Source organism: Paenibacillus naphthalenovorans (assembly GCF_900099895.1).
GTDB classification, from domain to species: domain Bacteria; phylum Bacillota; class Bacilli; order Paenibacillales; family NBRC-103111; genus Paenibacillus_G; species Paenibacillus_G naphthalenovorans.
Genome location: NZ_FNDY01000025.1, coordinates 29082 through 45683, shown reverse-complemented (window position 1 = coordinate 45683; position 16602 = coordinate 29082). Strand labels below are relative to the sequence as shown.

General features: G+C 51.0%; 20 protein-coding genes. All 20 read right to left on the bottom strand.

Annotation, left to right across the window (positions count from 1 at the left end):
* Positions 1 to 28 precede the first annotated feature (28 nt).
* Entirely contained in the window at positions 29 to 814 is a 786-nt protein-coding gene (locus BLT35_RS19340) for an enoyl-CoA hydratase-related protein (protein ID WP_062409556.1), read from the bottom strand.
* Positions 811 to 1347 carry a gamma carbonic anhydrase family protein gene (locus tag BLT35_RS19335; protein ID WP_062409557.1) on the bottom strand — a complete coding sequence of 179 codons (537 nt, stop codon included), beginning with the start codon at positions 1345 to 1347 and terminating at the stop codon, positions 811 to 813. The genes BLT35_RS19340 and BLT35_RS19335 overlap by 4 nt, the downstream gene beginning before the upstream one ends.
* A gap of 77 nt (positions 1348 to 1424) precedes the next feature.
* Entirely contained in the window at positions 1425 to 2201 is a 777-nt protein-coding gene (locus BLT35_RS19330) for an enoyl-CoA hydratase/isomerase family protein (protein WP_074729494.1), read from the bottom strand.
* A 28-nt stretch (positions 2202 to 2229) separates the two neighbouring features.
* Positions 2230 to 3711, bottom strand: coding sequence for an aldehyde dehydrogenase family protein (locus BLT35_RS19325; RefSeq protein ID WP_062409559.1), 1482 nt, complete (start codon positions 3709 to 3711; stop codon positions 2230 to 2232).
* Positions 3712 to 3722: 11 nt separating this feature from the next.
* A complete protein-coding gene (locus tag BLT35_RS19320) occupies positions 3723 to 4919 on the bottom strand; it encodes a thiolase family protein (RefSeq protein ID WP_062409560.1) in 1197 nt (398 codons plus the stop codon).
* Entirely contained in the window at positions 4916 to 5677 is a 762-nt protein-coding gene (locus BLT35_RS19315) for a 3-hydroxyacyl-CoA dehydrogenase family protein (RefSeq protein ID WP_062409561.1), read from the bottom strand. The genes BLT35_RS19320 and BLT35_RS19315 overlap by 4 nt, the downstream gene beginning before the upstream one ends.
* A complete protein-coding gene (locus BLT35_RS19310) occupies positions 5667 to 6524 on the bottom strand; it encodes a 3-hydroxyacyl-CoA dehydrogenase NAD-binding domain-containing protein (RefSeq protein ID WP_074729493.1) in 858 nt (285 codons plus the stop codon). The genes BLT35_RS19315 and BLT35_RS19310 overlap by 11 nt, the downstream gene beginning before the upstream one ends.
* 18 nt (positions 6525 to 6542) lie before the next feature.
* Entirely contained in the window at positions 6543 to 6707 is a 165-nt protein-coding gene (locus tag BLT35_RS27120) for a PaaD-like zinc ribbon domain-containing protein (protein WP_171005986.1), read from the bottom strand.
* Positions 6697 to 7338, bottom strand: a complete 642-nt coding sequence (locus BLT35_RS19305) for a Phenylacetic acid catabolic protein (protein WP_054817429.1) — start codon at positions 7336 to 7338, stop codon at positions 6697 to 6699. Before BLT35_RS19305 ends, BLT35_RS27120 begins: the two co-directional genes overlap by 11 nt.
* The gene (locus tag BLT35_RS19300; protein ID WP_054817428.1) at positions 7331 to 7570 is read right to left on the bottom strand and encodes a hypothetical protein; all 240 of its coding nucleotides are present in this window, start codon (positions 7568 to 7570) and stop codon (positions 7331 to 7333) included. Before BLT35_RS19300 ends, BLT35_RS19305 begins: the two co-directional genes overlap by 8 nt.
* The gene (locus BLT35_RS19295) at positions 7567 to 7893 is read right to left on the bottom strand and encodes a metal-sulfur cluster assembly factor (RefSeq protein ID WP_062409563.1); all 327 of its coding nucleotides are present in this window, start codon (positions 7891 to 7893) and stop codon (positions 7567 to 7569) included. The genes BLT35_RS19300 and BLT35_RS19295 overlap by 4 nt, the downstream gene beginning before the upstream one ends.
* A gap of 1 nt (position 7894) precedes the next feature.
* The gene (locus tag BLT35_RS19290; protein ID WP_054817427.1) at positions 7895 to 8830 is read right to left on the bottom strand and encodes a Phenylacetic acid catabolic protein; all 936 of its coding nucleotides are present in this window, start codon (positions 8828 to 8830) and stop codon (positions 7895 to 7897) included.
* 124 nt (positions 8831 to 8954) lie between these two features.
* Positions 8955 to 9935 carry an MBL fold metallo-hydrolase gene (locus tag BLT35_RS19285; protein WP_074729492.1) on the bottom strand — a complete coding sequence of 327 codons (981 nt, stop codon included), beginning with the start codon at positions 9933 to 9935 and terminating at the stop codon, positions 8955 to 8957.
* Between the two features lie 48 nt (positions 9936 to 9983).
* On the bottom strand, positions 9984 to 10808 hold the full coding sequence (locus BLT35_RS19280) for a methyl-accepting chemotaxis protein (protein WP_062409565.1): 825 nt from the start codon (positions 10806 to 10808) through the stop codon (positions 9984 to 9986).
* A gap of 96 nt (positions 10809 to 10904) precedes the next feature.
* Positions 10905 to 11606, bottom strand: a complete 702-nt coding sequence (locus BLT35_RS19275) for an ABC transporter ATP-binding protein (protein WP_074729491.1) — start codon at positions 11604 to 11606, stop codon at positions 10905 to 10907.
* Between the two features lies 1 nt (position 11607).
* The gene (locus BLT35_RS19270) at positions 11608 to 12390 is read right to left on the bottom strand and encodes an ABC transporter ATP-binding protein (RefSeq protein ID WP_074729490.1); all 783 of its coding nucleotides are present in this window, start codon (positions 12388 to 12390) and stop codon (positions 11608 to 11610) included.
* Entirely contained in the window at positions 12380 to 13390 is a 1011-nt protein-coding gene (locus tag BLT35_RS19265) for a branched-chain amino acid ABC transporter permease (protein ID WP_062409568.1), read from the bottom strand. Before BLT35_RS19265 ends, BLT35_RS19270 begins: the two co-directional genes overlap by 11 nt.
* Complete coding sequence (locus BLT35_RS19260) at positions 13390 to 14256, bottom strand: branched-chain amino acid ABC transporter permease (protein WP_054817466.1); 867 nt, start codon at positions 14254 to 14256, stop codon at positions 13390 to 13392. Before BLT35_RS19260 ends, BLT35_RS19265 begins: the two co-directional genes overlap by 1 nt.
* 45 nt (positions 14257 to 14301) lie before the next feature.
* Positions 14302 to 15537, bottom strand: a complete 1236-nt coding sequence (locus BLT35_RS19255; protein WP_074729489.1) for an ABC transporter substrate-binding protein — start codon at positions 15535 to 15537, stop codon at positions 14302 to 14304.
* Between the two features lie 70 nt (positions 15538 to 15607).
* On the bottom strand, positions 15608 to 16591 hold the full coding sequence (locus BLT35_RS19250; RefSeq protein WP_074729488.1) for an MBL fold metallo-hydrolase: 984 nt from the start codon (positions 16589 to 16591) through the stop codon (positions 15608 to 15610).
* Positions 16592 to 16602: the final 11 nt, after the last annotated feature.

The following is a 16602-nucleotide window of genomic DNA, read 5'->3' as shown; positions in this document are numbered from 1 at the left end:
CACACCTCAATGCTTCTTGTATATTGAATTATTCACCGGTAAACCTGGGCTTTCTCTTCTCGCGGAACGCTTCCAGCGCCTCGATCCGGTCTTTGGTCGGGATGATGACCTCGTACGCTTTGGATTCCAGATCCAGACCGGTCTGCAGGTCAACGCCCAAGCCCCGGTCGATTGCATATTTAGCTTGATAAACGGCAAGAGGAGCATTGGCCAGCATTTCGTTTGCAAGCCGCTCGCACATCTCCAGAAGCTGCTCCCGATCCTCGGCGAGACCGTTTAAAATACCTAAATCCAGCGCCTCTTCGGAACTGATTTTGCGGGCGGTAAGGATGAGTTCTTTCGCTTTGGACGGTCCGATCAGCCTGGGCAAACGCTGCGTTCCTCCCGCTCCGGGAATGATCCCCAGGCTCACTTCGGTCAGTCCCATGAGCACGCCTTTGACAGCGAATCGAAAATCGCAGGCCAGCGCCAGTTCAAACCCGCCGCCGAAAGCAAAACCGTTGATGGCGGCAATGGTCGGCTGCGGCAATCGCCCCAACGCCGAAAAAACGTCGCGGATTTTTCTTACATTTCGCCGAACCTGCTGCTCATTTAAGGTTCGGCGCTCCTTCAAATCGGCTCCGGCACAGAAAGCGCGGCCCTCTCCCGAAACGATAACCGCACGTATATCCCGGGGATTTTGCTCGATTTCTTCAATGATCTCCCCCAGACTGACGAGCGCTTCATAATGAAATGTGTTTAATTCATCGGGCCTGTTCAGTTTGATGCAGCCGATATGTCCATGCTGCTCCCATACGATTGGCTTTGGGTTCATCCTTGATCCTCCTCTTTCCATATGCCGATTCCTTGGCTGTGATATTGCTTCGTCAAGTCCTTGTACACCTTCGACGCTTCCTGGACCCACCAGAGAGAAGAGCCTTCAATGTCTTTTTTCTTCCGGGCGGGATTGCCGGTAATCAATATACGCGGCGGAAATACGGTTCTAGGGGTCACAATGCTGCCCGCCGCGACAACGGATTCTTCCCCGATCTCCGCATCATCCAGGACGACCGAATTCATCCCGATAACGGATTTACGGCCAATACGGCAGTTGTGCAGTATAGCGCCGTGTCCGACGGTAACATCCTCCCCGATGAAGGTACCGCTATTGGTCATATGGATGACGCAATTATCCTGCACACTGGTTCCCGCCCCTACCACGATCGGCCCGCAATCCCCCCGGAGCACGGCGCCAAACCAGATGCTCGCTCCGTCTTCAATCGTAACATCGCCGATAATCGTTGCATTAGGAGCAATAAACGCAGTGCCCGCGATCTTCGGTTGTTTCCCGTTAAATGCCAGAATCAAAGTGGAACACCTGCCTTTAAAAAAATGGCGATATCGGCCATACGGCAGCCGATATCGCAATACAAGTTGAATTCGTTCTATGCACCAATCCAGTTGGCTTCCCGTTTTTCCAGAAAAGCGCTCAAGCCTTCTTTGGCATCGTCGGAACGGAAGAGCAGATTTTGCAGCTCGCCTTCGTAACGAATCGCCACATTCAGCGGCATTTCCTTCCCATTCATGATGGAAAGCTTGATGTTGGCTGCAGCGTAGGATGCGCTGTTGACGATTTTTCCGGCATACTCAAGCACTTTTTCGCGCGTTTGCTCCTGCGGGAATACGTCATTGACCAGCCCGATGTCAAGCGCCTCCTGCGGCGAGATCGTTTTGCCTGTGATATTCATGTCCAGCGCGCGGGAGAAGCCGATCAGACGCGCCAAGCGCTGCGTTCCGCCGGTTCCGGCGAGCACCCCGAGCGAGATTTCCGGCAGACCGATTTTACCTGCTTGATCCCCCATAAAGCGAAGGTCGCAGCCGAGCGCCATCTCCAGACCGCCGCCAACGGTATGCCCTTCAAGGCAAGCAATGAAAATTTGTGGAGAACGCGCCATTTTATCCAGTGTCTCGTTGCAGAATAAGCAGAACTGGGTTTTGTAACGGGGTTCAGCCGCCTTCAAGAAGTTAATATCCGCTCCCGCAGAGAAAAACTTCGGTACATCGCTCATGAGAATCGCAACTTTAATGGATGAATCGAAACGGATTTCGTCAATCGCGGCGTTCAGCTCTTTGTAGAACTCCAGGCCGTAAGAGTTCGTTTTATTGATATGAAGGTGAATTTCTGCAATTCCGTTTTCTTTTTTAAGCGTCAAATTGGACATTTGAATTCCTCCTAAAGGTTGGTTTGGATTATTGAATTCCGAATAGATTCAGCGGACGGCTTCCTACGTAAGAGACAACGCTTTTGGTTTCCGTATACAAATTCATCGTTTCGAGCGACAGCTCCCGGCCGAAGCCGGATTGTTTGTACCCGCCGAACGGAGTGCCCGGGAATGCGGAAATCGGAGAGTTGACCATGACAATGCCTGCACGCATAGCGGCGGCAACCCGATGGGCTCTTCCATGATCCTTGGTCCAAACCGCGGACCCCAGTCCGAAGATGGAATCATTCGCCTGCTTGATCACATCTTTTTCATCACTGAACTTCATCACGACGACGACCGGACCGAAGATTTCTTCCTGGGCGACTCTCATGTCATTTCGAACATTGCCTATAATCGTCGGCATATACCAATGTCCCTTGTCAAACTCGGGGCCTTCAGGGCGCTTACCGCCATAAAGCACTTCGGCTCCCTCTTCCACAGCCAGCTTCACATAGCCGTCAATGACCTTCTCATGGCTTGCGGAGATAACCGCACCCATATGCACGCCTTCGGCAAACGGGTCGCCGACGCGGATTTTCTTTGCCTTTTCAATGAACTTCTCCATGAACTTGTCATAAATGGATTCATGAACGAACAACCGGGAACGGGCTTCACAGGATTGACCTGTATTGTAAAAAATCCCATACAGCGAGCCGTCCACAGCGCCGTCCATATCGCAATCTTCGAATACGATGTTCGGAGATTTGCCGCCCAATTCCAGCGTCACACGTTTCAATGTGACGGACGCGCGGGCCATAATATCTTTACCGGTCTCCGTCTCGCCTGTGAATGCGATCTTGTCGATCCCGGGATGCTCGGTCATGTAAGGCCCGATTTCTGAGCCGCTGCCGGTCAGGACATTCACGACACCCTCGGGAACTCCCGCTTCATGGCAAACCTCTGCCAGCACGTACGCGGTTATCGGAGTGAAGCTGGCCGGCTTGAGCACCACCGTACATCCTGCAGCCAGAGCAGGCGCCACTTTCCAGGCCGCCATCATGAACGGATAGTTCCACGGGATGATTTGTCCGCATACCCCGACCGGTTCTTTTACCGTATAGTTAAAAAATCCGTTAGGTACCTGGTTCACTTGACCGCTCTGCGTAATGGCGGCGGCGGCATAAAATTCAAAGTCTTCGATCGCCTGGTTAATCTGCCCTTTGGCGGCGTCTACCGTCTTGCCGCTGTTGAGCACCTCAAGCTGAACCAATTCATTAAATCTGCCGCGCAGAAGGTCGGCGATCTTATTCAGCACTCGTGCGCGTCTGGCCGCAGAAAATTTGGACCACTTGCCGTTCTCGAATGCCTCCCGGGCCGCCGCCACCGCTTTGTCCACATCGGCTTTGGTCGCTTTCGCCACTTTCGCCAGCACTTCTCCCGTCGCGGGATTATGCGTTTCAAATACCTCGCCATTGCTGCTGTCTTCCCACTTGCCGTTAATAAAGAGCGGATAGTATTCTTTCAACATCGTAATCCTCCTCAGAGTTTTTCGATCACCGTGGCGAGTCCTTGTCCTACCCCTATACACATAGTAGCCAAGCCATAGCGGCAATCGGTGCGGGTCATTTCATGCACCATGGTAGTCACGATCCGGGCGCCGCTGCATCCGAGCGGATGCCCTAGAGCGATCGCTCCCCCGTTCACATTGACTTTGCTCATGTCGAGGCCAAGCTCTTTGACACAAGCGACCGATTGGGATGCGAACGCTTCATTGATTTCGATCAGATCCAGCTGGCTCACCGTCAAATTCGCTTTTTTCAGCGCTTTGGTTACGGCGGGTATCGGGCCGATGCCCATGTAGGCCGGATCGACTCCGGATGCCGCCCAGGTTACAATTTTGGCGATTGGGGTCAGGCCCAAGCCTTCCGCGGTTTGCCTCTCCATGATCAGCAGAGCGCTTGCCCCGTCATTGATGCCCGAAGAATTACCCGCGGTTACGCTTCCATTTACTTTAAAAGCAGGTTTGAGCTGAGCCAGCTTCTCCAGGGTCGTGTCCCCTCTGGGATGTTCATCCGTATCGAACATGACGGTTTGTTTGCCCTGCTTCACCTCGACCGGAACGATCTCGCTCTTAAACCGGCCGCTTTGGATGGCCGCCTGCGCCTTAAGCTGGCTGGATAATGCGAATTCGTCCTGTTCTTCCCGGGAAATGCCATAACGCTCGGCCACATTTTCCGCTGTCTCCCCCAGGCTGACCGGAGGATATTGTTCCGCCAGTTTAGAATTCACCATGCGCCAGCCCAGCGTGGTGTCATACATCGTCTGGTTGCCCCGTTCGCCGCTCAAATTCGGCTTCAGCATGACGTAAGGCGCACGGGACATGCTTTCCGTACCTCCCGCGATAAAGATATCGCCGATGTTCGAATGGATCGCAGCCGCCGCCTGGTTAATCGCTTCCAATCCTGAAGCACACAACCGGTTGACGGTAACGCCCGGCACGGATTCCGGCATCCCCGAGAGCAGGACGGCCATACGGGCTACGTTGCGGTTATCCTCCCCCGCCTGATTCGCACAGCCGAAGAATACATCCTCCACCAAAGAGGGGTCGAGCGGATTTCTCTTGAGCAATTCACGAATCACAATGGCGGCCAGGTCATCCGGACGCACATGTTGCAGCGAGCCGTTATATTTACCGATCGGGGTACGCAAAGCGTCAACAATGACGGCCTCCCTCATACGATCGACTCCTTTGCATCTTGATTGGCATAGACATAAAACCCTCTGCCTGTCTTTTTCCCCAGCCACCCGGCGTGAACGAGCTTACGCAGCAGGGGAGCAGGCCGGTACCGGTCTTCGCCCATATCGCGGTGGAGTCCGGACAACACGGCATAAATGTCATCCAATCCCAGTTCATCCGCCCAAGCCAGCGGCCCCATCGGATAATTCGTACCTTTACGCATCGCCGTATCAATCTCTTCCGCCGAGGAGATTTTCTCCATCAACGCAAACGCGGCTTCGTTCACAATCATCGACAATATGCGGGGGAACACTAATCCGACTTCGTCTTCCACCCACTCGGTTTCTTTACCGATGGCGGTAAAGAAGGCTTCCGCTTGTTTGGCGTACCCGGCATCCGTCTGAAGCGCCGCGCACAGCTCGATCAATTCCGTTTGTTCCAGGTTGGCAAACGCCGCAAACCCTACAAGCCGGGAAGGATGAGACAGCCATGATGCCGCTTGAGTCGCTGTAGCCCCCAGTACCGAGGACAAAATCAGCGTATCGCCGGCAATGTATTTTTCCAAGCTCTGAAGCCCGGCTTTTTTCTCCGCAAGCTCCAGGTTCGATGTTTCTATCACGATATGGAGCGGAATGGAGCGCGTCTTCGCCTCCTGAAGATCAAGGACCTCCACTCCGTTCACGGGACTAAGCTGCTTTCTCAGCGCATCGGCAAGTGAATTGGTGCCTACAACAGCGACGTACTGCCTATCTGTCATACTCGTAGTACCCTCCCCCCGACTTTCTGCCCAGCTGTCCCGACTGTACCATTCTTTGCTGGTAATAATGCGGGCGAAATCGGGCATCGCCGAAAAATCCCTGGTGTAAAGATTCCGTTGTGGCAAAATTAATATCCACGCCGATCATATCCTGCAATTCAAAAGGACCCATACGGAATTTCCCCGCTTTGGTCATAATCCGGTCGATCTGTGCCGGGGATGCCATCTGATCGCCCATAATCCGCAACGCTTCGTTATAGTAAGGGCGTGCAATCCGGTTAACAATGAATCCCGGGGTATCCTTACAGGTGACAGGGCTCTTGTTGATGCTCCGCGCAAAATCTGCAAGACGCTCCATCACGTCCTCTCCGGTCCGCAGTCCGCTGATCACCTCGACGAGCGGCATCAAGGGGGCAGGGTTGAAAAAATGCAATCCCGCAACCCGTTCCGGGTGATCCGTGAACCCTGCAATTTCAGTGATGGAGAAGGATGACGTATTCGTAGCCAATATCGTTTCGTTCGGGCAGTGCCGGTCCAGCTCCTGAAAAATAGTTTGTTTAATTTCCATGATTTCCGGAGCCGCTTCGATCACGATTTGGCACACCTGCAGATCGGCCAGCTGAACCGTTGTACGAATTCTTGTTTTTACATCATGTGACTCCGACTCGGTCAGCTTGCCTTTTTCGAATAATTTATCAATCTGGGAATAAATGCGTGTTAAGGACCGCGTAACAATCTCCTTGTTGATATCGTACAGCAGAACGCTAAAACCGTTTTGGCTGATGATTTGCGCAATACCGGCGCCCATCGTGCCTGAACCAACCACTCCGACCGTCTGTACCTTCATCGGGCTTTACACCTCGCGTCACCGGGCATCCTCATTTTGCCACCGGATATATTCAAAAGCGCTGCGGCAGTCGTTGCAGTAATATTGCCTGACCAGCTGCGCCGTCCCAAACCGGGATAACAGCACGACATTCGTCGAATTGCAAAAGGAACAATGGGGTTGTTTTTCATCTTTAGACGACATCGGATTCAGCCCTTTGCGCCTGCACACTCCCGATTTGCGACTGAAAGGGAGCCACAAGTCTGACTCCGGGCTTTAGATACCCCTCTTCAATCAAAGCACTGGAATCCTCCAGCCCCTTCAGCCAAGCCTGTACCTCCGGAAATACCTTTTTTATGCTTTCGTCCATTTTGCGCGGGACTGCGCCTTGATCCCTGAGAAGCTGTTCCACCCAGCCTCTGGAATACATAATATGCTCTTTTTGCTCCCTCAACAGCTTGTTGATGCGGTTAACCACATCGGTATGGCGTCCATTCAGCATGGCTTTAAGCACAAGCTCCAGCCCTACATTCACCACATATAAAGAACCGATTAAGTCAATCCAGTTGTCGACGGCAACCACGGATGTAAACGCTTTACCAGTTTGGCGTTCGATCTCCTGTTTCTTGATTCCTTTCAAATCGAACGCCCAGTTGTAAAGCAGTCTCGCATGGCCCAGCTCTCCTTGAGCCATGGCAATGGTAGATAAGGTCGCTTCAAGATCCGGGCCGCTGACTCCGATTTCGACCAACAGATCTCCCAGAATGTATTTATTATCCGCTATCGTTTCGATGGTTTCGATAAATGAGGCCAATCCGGCTGTTTTGTTACTCATATCGCACTGCTCCTTCTTTAACAAGTAGCCCCTCCGGCTGGATGACCCACTTGATGCTGTCTCTGCGAACGACGCACATCTCCACCCAGTCTTCCTCGTCGTAGATATAGCCCGCGTATACTTTGGCCAATTCATCCGTCGGAGCTTCAACCGTTCCAACATGGATCAGGTTGTCTCCTCTCTTGATCCGCGTAAACACTTCATATTCAAATCGGGTCCCTGTTTGGCTCATCGGGCGCTAACCCCCCATTTTTTCATTCTCTCGCGCGCTTCCGGGCTTAAACGGTCCACGGTCCACGGCGGATTCCACACGACATGGATTTGCACTTCCCGCACACCCGGTTCCTGCAGCAGTCTTTTTTTGATATCCGCTTCGATCCACTCCATACAGGCGCAGGAGACGGCCGTGTACGTCATGGTAACGGAGACGACCGCATCCGTTTCTTCTATTTCGTATATAAGCCCCATATCAACGACGCTAACGGGAAATTCGGGATCCATTACCTCTTTCAAAGCTTCCCAATAACGCTTGACCTCCTGCTTTACATCCTGCATGCTACCCCACCTCTTTACGGAGAGCCGCCATCTTGTGGGCGCCTTGCTGGATACGCGATACGAACTCCACATTCTGCGGGCCTCTCTTTTTAAATCGTGCGATGACGCCTTCCCATGTATCCGGTTGATCCAGCAGCCATGTTTTGTTCTCAACATCAAATTTACAGGGAAATGGCACGGTAATCTCGTACTTTTGCATTTGCTCATTCCAGCGGGCCGGTATCTTAACCCCTATCGATTCGCAAAATGGAACGGCGGTAGAAAGCCATTTTTGCCTGAGCTCATCGTTCGATCTGCCTTTGAGCCGATAATCCAGCTGAGCCGATCGGCTCTTCAATTCATCCGCTACACCGAAGAACTCCAGCCCCATCAGGAACATCCAATCCACGGCTTTCTGTACCTGCTTGGCGGTTTCCGGGTTATCCATCGCGGCTCTCATAATAATTTCCCCGTTGCGCAGATGGAACAATTCCTCTTTATCCACCTTGACCAGCGCCCGCTTCCACGGTCCATAGGATGTAAATTCGTACGCATCTCCAAGGAGCGTGTAGCCTGCGCGGTCGAACAACGCATTGAAGACTCCCAGTTCAATCCAGTTCGAAAGCTTGAAGTCGAAAGCATAAGGATTCTTCCATTTATTCGCCGGCCGATCATAAAGCAGCTCGTTCACATCTACGCCAAGGTCCTTTAATAAACGGTAAGCGATATGCGCGTGGCCGATTTCATCCTGCATTATAGCCAGTGCCGTAATTTTGTTATTCAGCGTAGGCGCTTGTTTGTAAACGGTTAACAAAGGAGGAACGCTAAGCAGTTCCGTGTCGCCGACAATCACCAGCGTCTGCTTCAAAGCTTTGAGATATTCCTCATCCATATCTTCTATCCGTTCGACCATGAAGCCCGCATTGACCTTTTCTTTTAACAATGTAGCTTGCTGCATCGCTATCACCTCATTATGTTTTTTTATTTTTCGTTCGTTTAACGTAATAATATAATATACTCTTTTCGCTGTCAAGATCATTTTATCCCATAAAAAAAACCCTTAAATAAGGATTTATTCTTACTTAAGAGGTCTGAAGTTCATAATGCCACACGCCATTTTTCAATATCTTTTTAATACGGTCGTTCATTTCTAAATAATCCAATAAGCCAATGATTTCGGACATGACTGGAGCAAAGACGTGGATATACTTGGTTGGATAATAGCTTTGAGCAAGCTCGTAGGCCGTCGAACCGCCGCTTTGAATCATTTCCCGTATTTTCTCTGCTTTTTGCCCGATTCGCGTTAATCTTCTTTCAATCAGGTCCTTGGGATCGTCAATCAGCTCCCCATGTCCCGGAAATACGGTGTCCGCGTGGAGAGACAAGCATCTGTTTAATGAATGGGTATATTCAACCAAGGTGAATTTCCGGTTTCCTTCCAGGTCCGGCTCAATGAAGGCGTTGCTGGAGATCGTCTTCAGCAGATGATCGCCGGCAAACAACCACTGCCTTTGGGCATCCCAAAAAGCAATGTGATCCGGAGCGTGTCCGGGAACTTCTATCACTTGAACATTTCCCAGATATTCTGAATCGGAAAGCGGAATGATTTCCGCATGGATTTTAAACTGTTCATTCCGCCGGACGGCCTCCTGCAGCTTGAGAATATGCTGATCTCCGGCCGCACCGCAGCCCATCGACCGATATAATTTTTCGAAAAAACGAATGCGCAGCGACAGAAATTCGGGGTCTCTCTTTAGCCGGGGAATCGATTCCCGGTGCGCGTAAACAGGGATTTCCCTCCGTGCGGTTATGCGATTGACCAATCCGATATGGTCCTGATGGTTATGGGTAATCCAAATTTGTGACAGATCGTTTAAGGAATAACCGTTTTGGGACAGCGTCAAATGGAACGCATCCCAGCATTCATCGGAATCCATACCTGCATCGATTAAGGTAAGATTACCGTTTTCTTCCATTAAATACATATTTACGTCTCCAACGTCATACGGCGTTGAAACGGTGATCGGATATACTGTGCACCCGTTTTTTTCTGTTTTATCCACTGGTTACCTTCCCCCTTTACCGTGAAGCTGTGGAGAGCACAGCCCACATTAGTCGGCGGCAACAAATTCGGACAACCGGTGCAGTTTCTCGGCATGCTCCGCTAAATCGCTTGTCGTTCTGGCGATGTCTACAATTCCATCCAGCTGTTCGGATACAATCTTGTGGACCATCTGCATTCGGTCATTGATCATTTGTACGGCCGACGCAATTTCAGCAAGCATATGTGCAATCGATGTTGAAGATTCCTTCGTATCGGCGGACAGTTTGTTAATTTCTTGGGCTACTACGCCCATCGCCTTGCCCTTGTCGCCCAAGTGAGCCGTTTCAATCTTGGTATTGATGCTCAGCAGATGAGTCCGCACCGATACTTCCTTTAACAGGTTGGTGATGCTTTCAATGCCGTCAATATTTTGGCTTAAGCGTACGGTTTGGTCCGCAATTTGCGAAATAATGCGTTCCACTTCGGCAGAGGAGGCGCTGAACTGCTGCGAAGTGGCGGCTAAATGCTGCATGGACGACGACAATCGTTCAGCGGCATGAAATAACTGCTCCTGCTTTTCGCGTGTAATCGCCGTGGATATGCACCCGACAAGGCGGTCCCCGTCATAAACAGGCAGGCCGATCGCAATGGTGGGCACGCCAAACACTTCCCTGGGCACATACCCGATTTGCCGCGTCCCGCTGGTCAGGGTTCGATGGGTAATGCCTCCCGGCTTAATGGGGTCGCCGGCTTTAAGACCTAAAGTAAAGGTTCGGCCAGGAATATACTCCAGAAACTTTTCGGTATCCGATACGCCGATCGTCGTATCTTCCTGCGAAAGAGAATTCCAAAAAGGCGCTATGGCGCAGAAATGGGCTAACAGTTGATTCAAGTACATCCCTCCGATGATGGGCTAACCTATTTTATGGCTGCGGTAAAGCAGCGAAGGCCCTGATGAACACCATCTTCCCCATCGTTCCTCGTCCGGTTAACTGCTCATGCCTAAATATTTGTGCTTTACTTCGTCATTCCGCTTTAAATCATCGGGGGACCCATCGAATACGACTTCCCCTTTACACATCACATATACCCAATCGGCTACATGCAAAGCCATAGATATATTCTGCTCCACCATCAGCATGGAAAGGCCTTCCTGCTTCAAGGCGGAGATAATGTTCTCGACCTCCTGCACCATCAGCGGCGACAAGCCCTCCGACGGTTCATCCAGCAGCAATAGATCGGGATTGGTCATTAACGCACGGCCTATGGTCAGCATTTGCTGCTCGCCCCCGCTGAGATTTCCTCCCATGGAGGACGCCCGTTCCTTCAGACGGGGAAACAGCTCATAAATCCTGTCTAATGTCCAGCCTCTTCTGGAGCTGTTCCGGGCGGCGATCGTCAGATTTTCCTTTACCGTAAGATTGGGAAACACGCCTCTTCCCTGCGGAACCAATCCGATTCCCAACTGCGCCACCCGGTACGAGGGCAGCTTCTGAATCTCGTTTCCCTGAAACCGGATTTTCCCTTGTCTTGGAGGGGTAAAGCCGATAATAGAGCGGATGGTCGTCGTTTTTCCCATGCCGTTACGTCCCAGCAGCACGGAAAGCGAGCCTTTTTTCACGTTTACGGAAACGCCCTGCAGCACATGGCTGTCTCCGTAATAGGAATGAATATTATCCACCTGAAGCATCTTATGCCCCCTCCTTTCCAAAATAAATTTCATATACTCTGAGATCCGTCTTAATCATCTGAGGATCGCCTTCCAGGAAAATATTCCCGTTATATAGAACCGAAATGCGGTCAGCCAGCCCGAATACAACCTCCATATCATGCTCAATGATCAACAGCGTCAGGTCTCTGGGCATATTTTGCAGCAGCTTCAGAATATGCTGGGTTTCCGTGTTGGACATGCCGGCGGTCGGTTCATCCAACAGCAGTACTTTGGGCTCCGTCGCAATGCCCAGCATAATCTCGACCTGCCTTTGCTCTCCGTAGGAAAGCTTTTTGACCACGGTGTCCTTCCGGTCCGCAAGCCCCCAAGTATCCAAGAGCTGCTCTGCCCGGCTGTACAGCTCCGGAAATTGTCGGGCGGTTCTTTTGCGAAACCAAACATGATGGAGCCCAAACTTCACCTGCAGCACCAGCAGCAGGTTATCCAGCACGGTCAGCTCTTGAAGCAGATTGCTTTTTTGAAAAGTCCTCACCATGCCTTTTCTGACCCGTTGATGGTTGGGTACCCGGGAAATATTCTCATTAAAATAGTAAATATCTCCGCTGGACGCCGCCAAATCTCCGGCAATCATGTTAAACAAGGTCGACTTCCCCGCTCCGTTCGGTCCGATGAAGGCTCGGCGTTCACCCGGTTGAACGGCAAAGGTAATGTCTTTTAATATCTCCAGACCGCCGAATCGCTTGCCGATCCCTTCTACACGCAGCGCATGATCCGCCACGATGGAATGCTCTTCATTTCTCATCCTGAATCACCCCGCTCATCCTGACCTTCAACTCTTTCTCGTTACCCTTCCCCTGATTAACGTTTTTCCGTTCATTCCACAATGACCCGATACTGACAATGCCTTTCGGAATAAAAATAACGAACAGGATGAACGTCATACCGACAATGAGCATCCACATATCCGTATAGGAGCTGACGAACGTTTCCAGGATGACGATAAAAGCCGCCCCCAGCACCGGACCGATCAACGTTCCGACGCCTCCGACCAGCACCATAATCAGAACTTCCCCGGACATCGTCCAATAAATATCTTTTGGAGATATAAATCCGTTGAAAAAGGCATACAGGCTTCCGGCCAACCCGCCTATTCCTCCCGCCAGAATAAAAGAAATGTTTTTATAGATCGTCGTATTGTAGCCCATGACTCTGACCCTGGTTTCGTTCTCCCGGATGCCGACGAAAATTTGGCCCAGTGGGGAATGCAGAATCACGCTCAGACCGATGAAAACGATCAAAAAGATGATCAGGATAAAGAAATAAAACGCGATCGGACTATCCAACAGCCCATTGACCCATAGCGTAGGCTTTGGAATTCCGGATAATCCGTTGTCCCCTTGGGTCAGACTGCCCCAACGATACACGAGCGCATAAAACATTTGTGAAAAAGCGAGGGTAAGCATCAGAAAATAAAATCCGTTGACCCGGTTGCAGAAAAATCCGATCATACCGGCCATCATCAGCGATAAAAGGATTCCCGCAATTAAAGTGACGAATACATTCGAGGTGTAATGGATCGCAATCAGACTGGAGGTATACGCCCCCACACCGAAAAATGCCGCATGTCCGAGCGATACCAAACCGGTATAACCTACCAGGATATTCAAGCTGAGAGCAAAAATGCCCAGAATTAAGATTTCAACCAGAATGCTGAGGAAATAATTGGACATGATAAAAGGAGCAATGCAAAGCGCAACCAAAAGGACTAAGAAGACCACCGGGTTCTTTTTCAATCCAGCCATCAATGCACCTGCTTTCCTAACATTCCGGTAGGTTTTACAACCAGAACGAGAGCCATCAGTCCGAAAATGATGAGCAAGCTCAGCTGCGGAAACAGCACCTTGCCGAAGGTTTCCACTACGCCGACAATCAAGCCGGCAAGCAATGTGCCGGTGATGGACCCCAGTCCCCCGACCACCAGGATCACCAGCGCAAGGATCAGCACTTCAAATTCCATTCCCAGATAGAGCCCCAGCACCGGACCTGCGGCCACACCGCCGAGTCCGGCCAGAAGTCCTCCGATGGCAAAGACGACGGAGAACACGATTTTGATGTTAATGCCCAGCCCGCTTACCATCTCGCGGTTGCTTAAGCCGGCACGAATAATGGCTCCCCATCTGGTTTTTTCCTGCAGGTACCACATGACGGCGGCAACCAGCAGACCAAAGCCCATAATCAGTATGCGGTATAGAGGAAAGGTTTGACCGAACAGCTCTACGGACCCGCTTAACCAAGGGGGAAGCGTCAAGGATTTGACATTGGCGCCCCAGATTAAACGAACCACATCGTGAAGAATGTAGGCTACTCCGAAGGTCAGAAGCACTTGCGACAAGTGCCCTAATTTATAAGTGGGGCGCAGCAGGCAAATTTCAAGCAGGAAACTGATAACGGCGACAAAAATGGGAGCCAGAAGCAGCGCATACATAAAGTTGGGAGCAATATGCTGAGTAATGCTAAGGGCCAGATAGGCCCCTATCATGTAAAGAGAACCATGGGCCAAATTCAAAACGCCCATTATTCCGAAGATTAACGACAAACCGATGGTAATCATAAAAAGGAGCAGACCATATGACAAACCGTTGACTAACTGTATAGCTATAATATCCAAGACCATCCCTCTCCTTCATGGTGCGGGGCTATCAAGGCCTTCCCGTCATTTCCCTGGATCTTTAATTTCCCCGATCTCTTCAACAACCTTGTTCTCTGTCTTGCCGTTTTGAATTTCTGTTTTGATCAGGTACAACTTTTGAATCACATGATGCGTCTCCGGATCGAATTGGATCGGTCCGCGAGGACTTGTAAATTGAACCTTGCCGATCGCTTGAGACAATTTTTGCTTATCGGACGTATCTCCGTTCAAGCTTTTCAAGGCTTCGACAATGACGCGTGCGGCGTCATAGCCTTCAACCGATTCGATGCTCGGACGCGCATTGTACTTCTTCTCATAGGCTGCAACGAACGCTTTGTTCTCCGGCGTATCCAGATGATAATCCCAGAACATGGTACTGGTGATGCCTTCCGGGGAATTGCCTTGTTCAGGGCGAATGTCCTCCGCATTTAACCATCCGGAGCCGATCAGCGGAATTTGTCCTTTCAGGCCGTACTGCTCATACTGTTTGACAAATCGCACGGCGTCGGCGCCGGCGAAGAAAGCATACACGGCTTCCGGTTTTTTGCCTTTGATCTGCGTTAAGTAAGAAGCATAGTCATTCGAGCCCAGAGGCGGATACACTTCACCGACAATCTCGCCGCCGGCAGCCGTAAACGCTTCTTTGAAGGCGCCTGCCACCTCTTTGCCGAAGGCGTAGTCGGCAGCGGTTACATAAATCTTTTTGGCAATGTGATCATAGGCGTATTTCCCCATCGAGTTCCCGATTTGCCAGGAGCTGAACGATGAACGCCAAATGTAGTCGCTGCGTTTGGTTCTCGTCAAATCGTTGCCGCCGGCGTGAGATACGAGAAACGGCAGCTTTTTGCTGTCCACTTCATCGCGCAAGGCGTAAGCGACAGCCGTACTTACAGGACCGGTCAAAATATCGATATTGTCTTTTTCCATCAGCTTGCGTAATTTACGAAGCGCCCCCTGAGGATCGTTCTCTTCATCTTCTTTAATGAGCGTGATTTTTCTACCTGCAGCTTCCCAGTTCACGCTTTCAAAATAAAGCTCCATGCCTCGGGTCAAATTCTCACCCAGAGAAGCGTAGACACCGGAGTAAGGCAAAATGGCTCCTACTTTTACAGGGTCCTTACCATTTGCAGTGGGAGTTGAAGCGTCGCCTGTACCGGGACTGTTACTTGGGGTTGTTGTTCCCGCCGACTGGCCACAGGCCGTAACGAATACCAAACATAAAGCCAAAACGATCAATAAACTCCCTTTTACTTTTTTCATCCTTGATCACCCCTATATATTTTTATAACTATGGAACACGGAGGGAAAAAGATTTTTTTCGTTGGAATCCTTATAGAAACATTTCGTCGGGATTCGCTTGGGTGTAAATGTTGAGTTGACCGTCTTTACTTTTATTCAATCTTCCTTGAAACGCCAGACATTCCAGATGAGCAAGGGTCTCCGCCATAGCGAACCGCCATTGGTGCGGGGTCAGCTCCTTATGCCGGAACACATCCGAGGCCACTTCATAAGCGGTCCTCCCCTGCCTCACAAGCCCCCGCATTTGCTCTAACCGCTGCTGATGATGCTCCAATAATTGCGATACCCGTTGTGGAATGTTATCGATCAGCTTGCCGTGCGCCGGAAGCGCCAGCGAGATATCAAGCACCGCCGTTTGCTGCAGCGATTGAACGTAGTCTTCCAGGGGATTGGACCGGCCTCCGGGCCACAAGCTGATATTCGGTGTAATTTTATCCAGAATATGATCTCCCGCGAGCAGCAACCGGTTCTCCGATTGATAGAAGCAACGATGTCCGTCGCTGTGACCCGGTGTCGGAATCACCTGCCAGAGTTCATCGCCCAGTCTTACTTCCGTCATCGTCATCGGCCTGAGCTCAGGCAGGGGAAGCACATGGTCATGGAGCTTCAGCATATGTTCAACAATTTGCTCGGCCAACGACTCGGGAACGCCATTCTCTTTGCCCATTTGCCCCACAAGCTTGGCTTGAACATCGCCGTTTCTCCATGCCCTGTCCACCATCGCCATGTCCGCTTCACTGATATAGACCGGGGCGCCGGTCCATTCCTGCATCCATCCCGACAAACCGAAATGATCCGGATGAAAATGGGTGAGGTAAATGACCTCGATATCTTTCGGCTGAATCCTCAGCTCGGTAAACGCCTGTTTCCATGCCTCTTGTGCGTCCTTATAGTTAAAACCCGCATCGATCATGACAATCCCTTGCTGTCCTATCGCCAGATAGCAATAGATGTACTTCATCGGGAACGGCACCGGAATAGGTATTCGGAATAGCCCTTTTCTAATCTGCTCCATCTTCAAGCGCG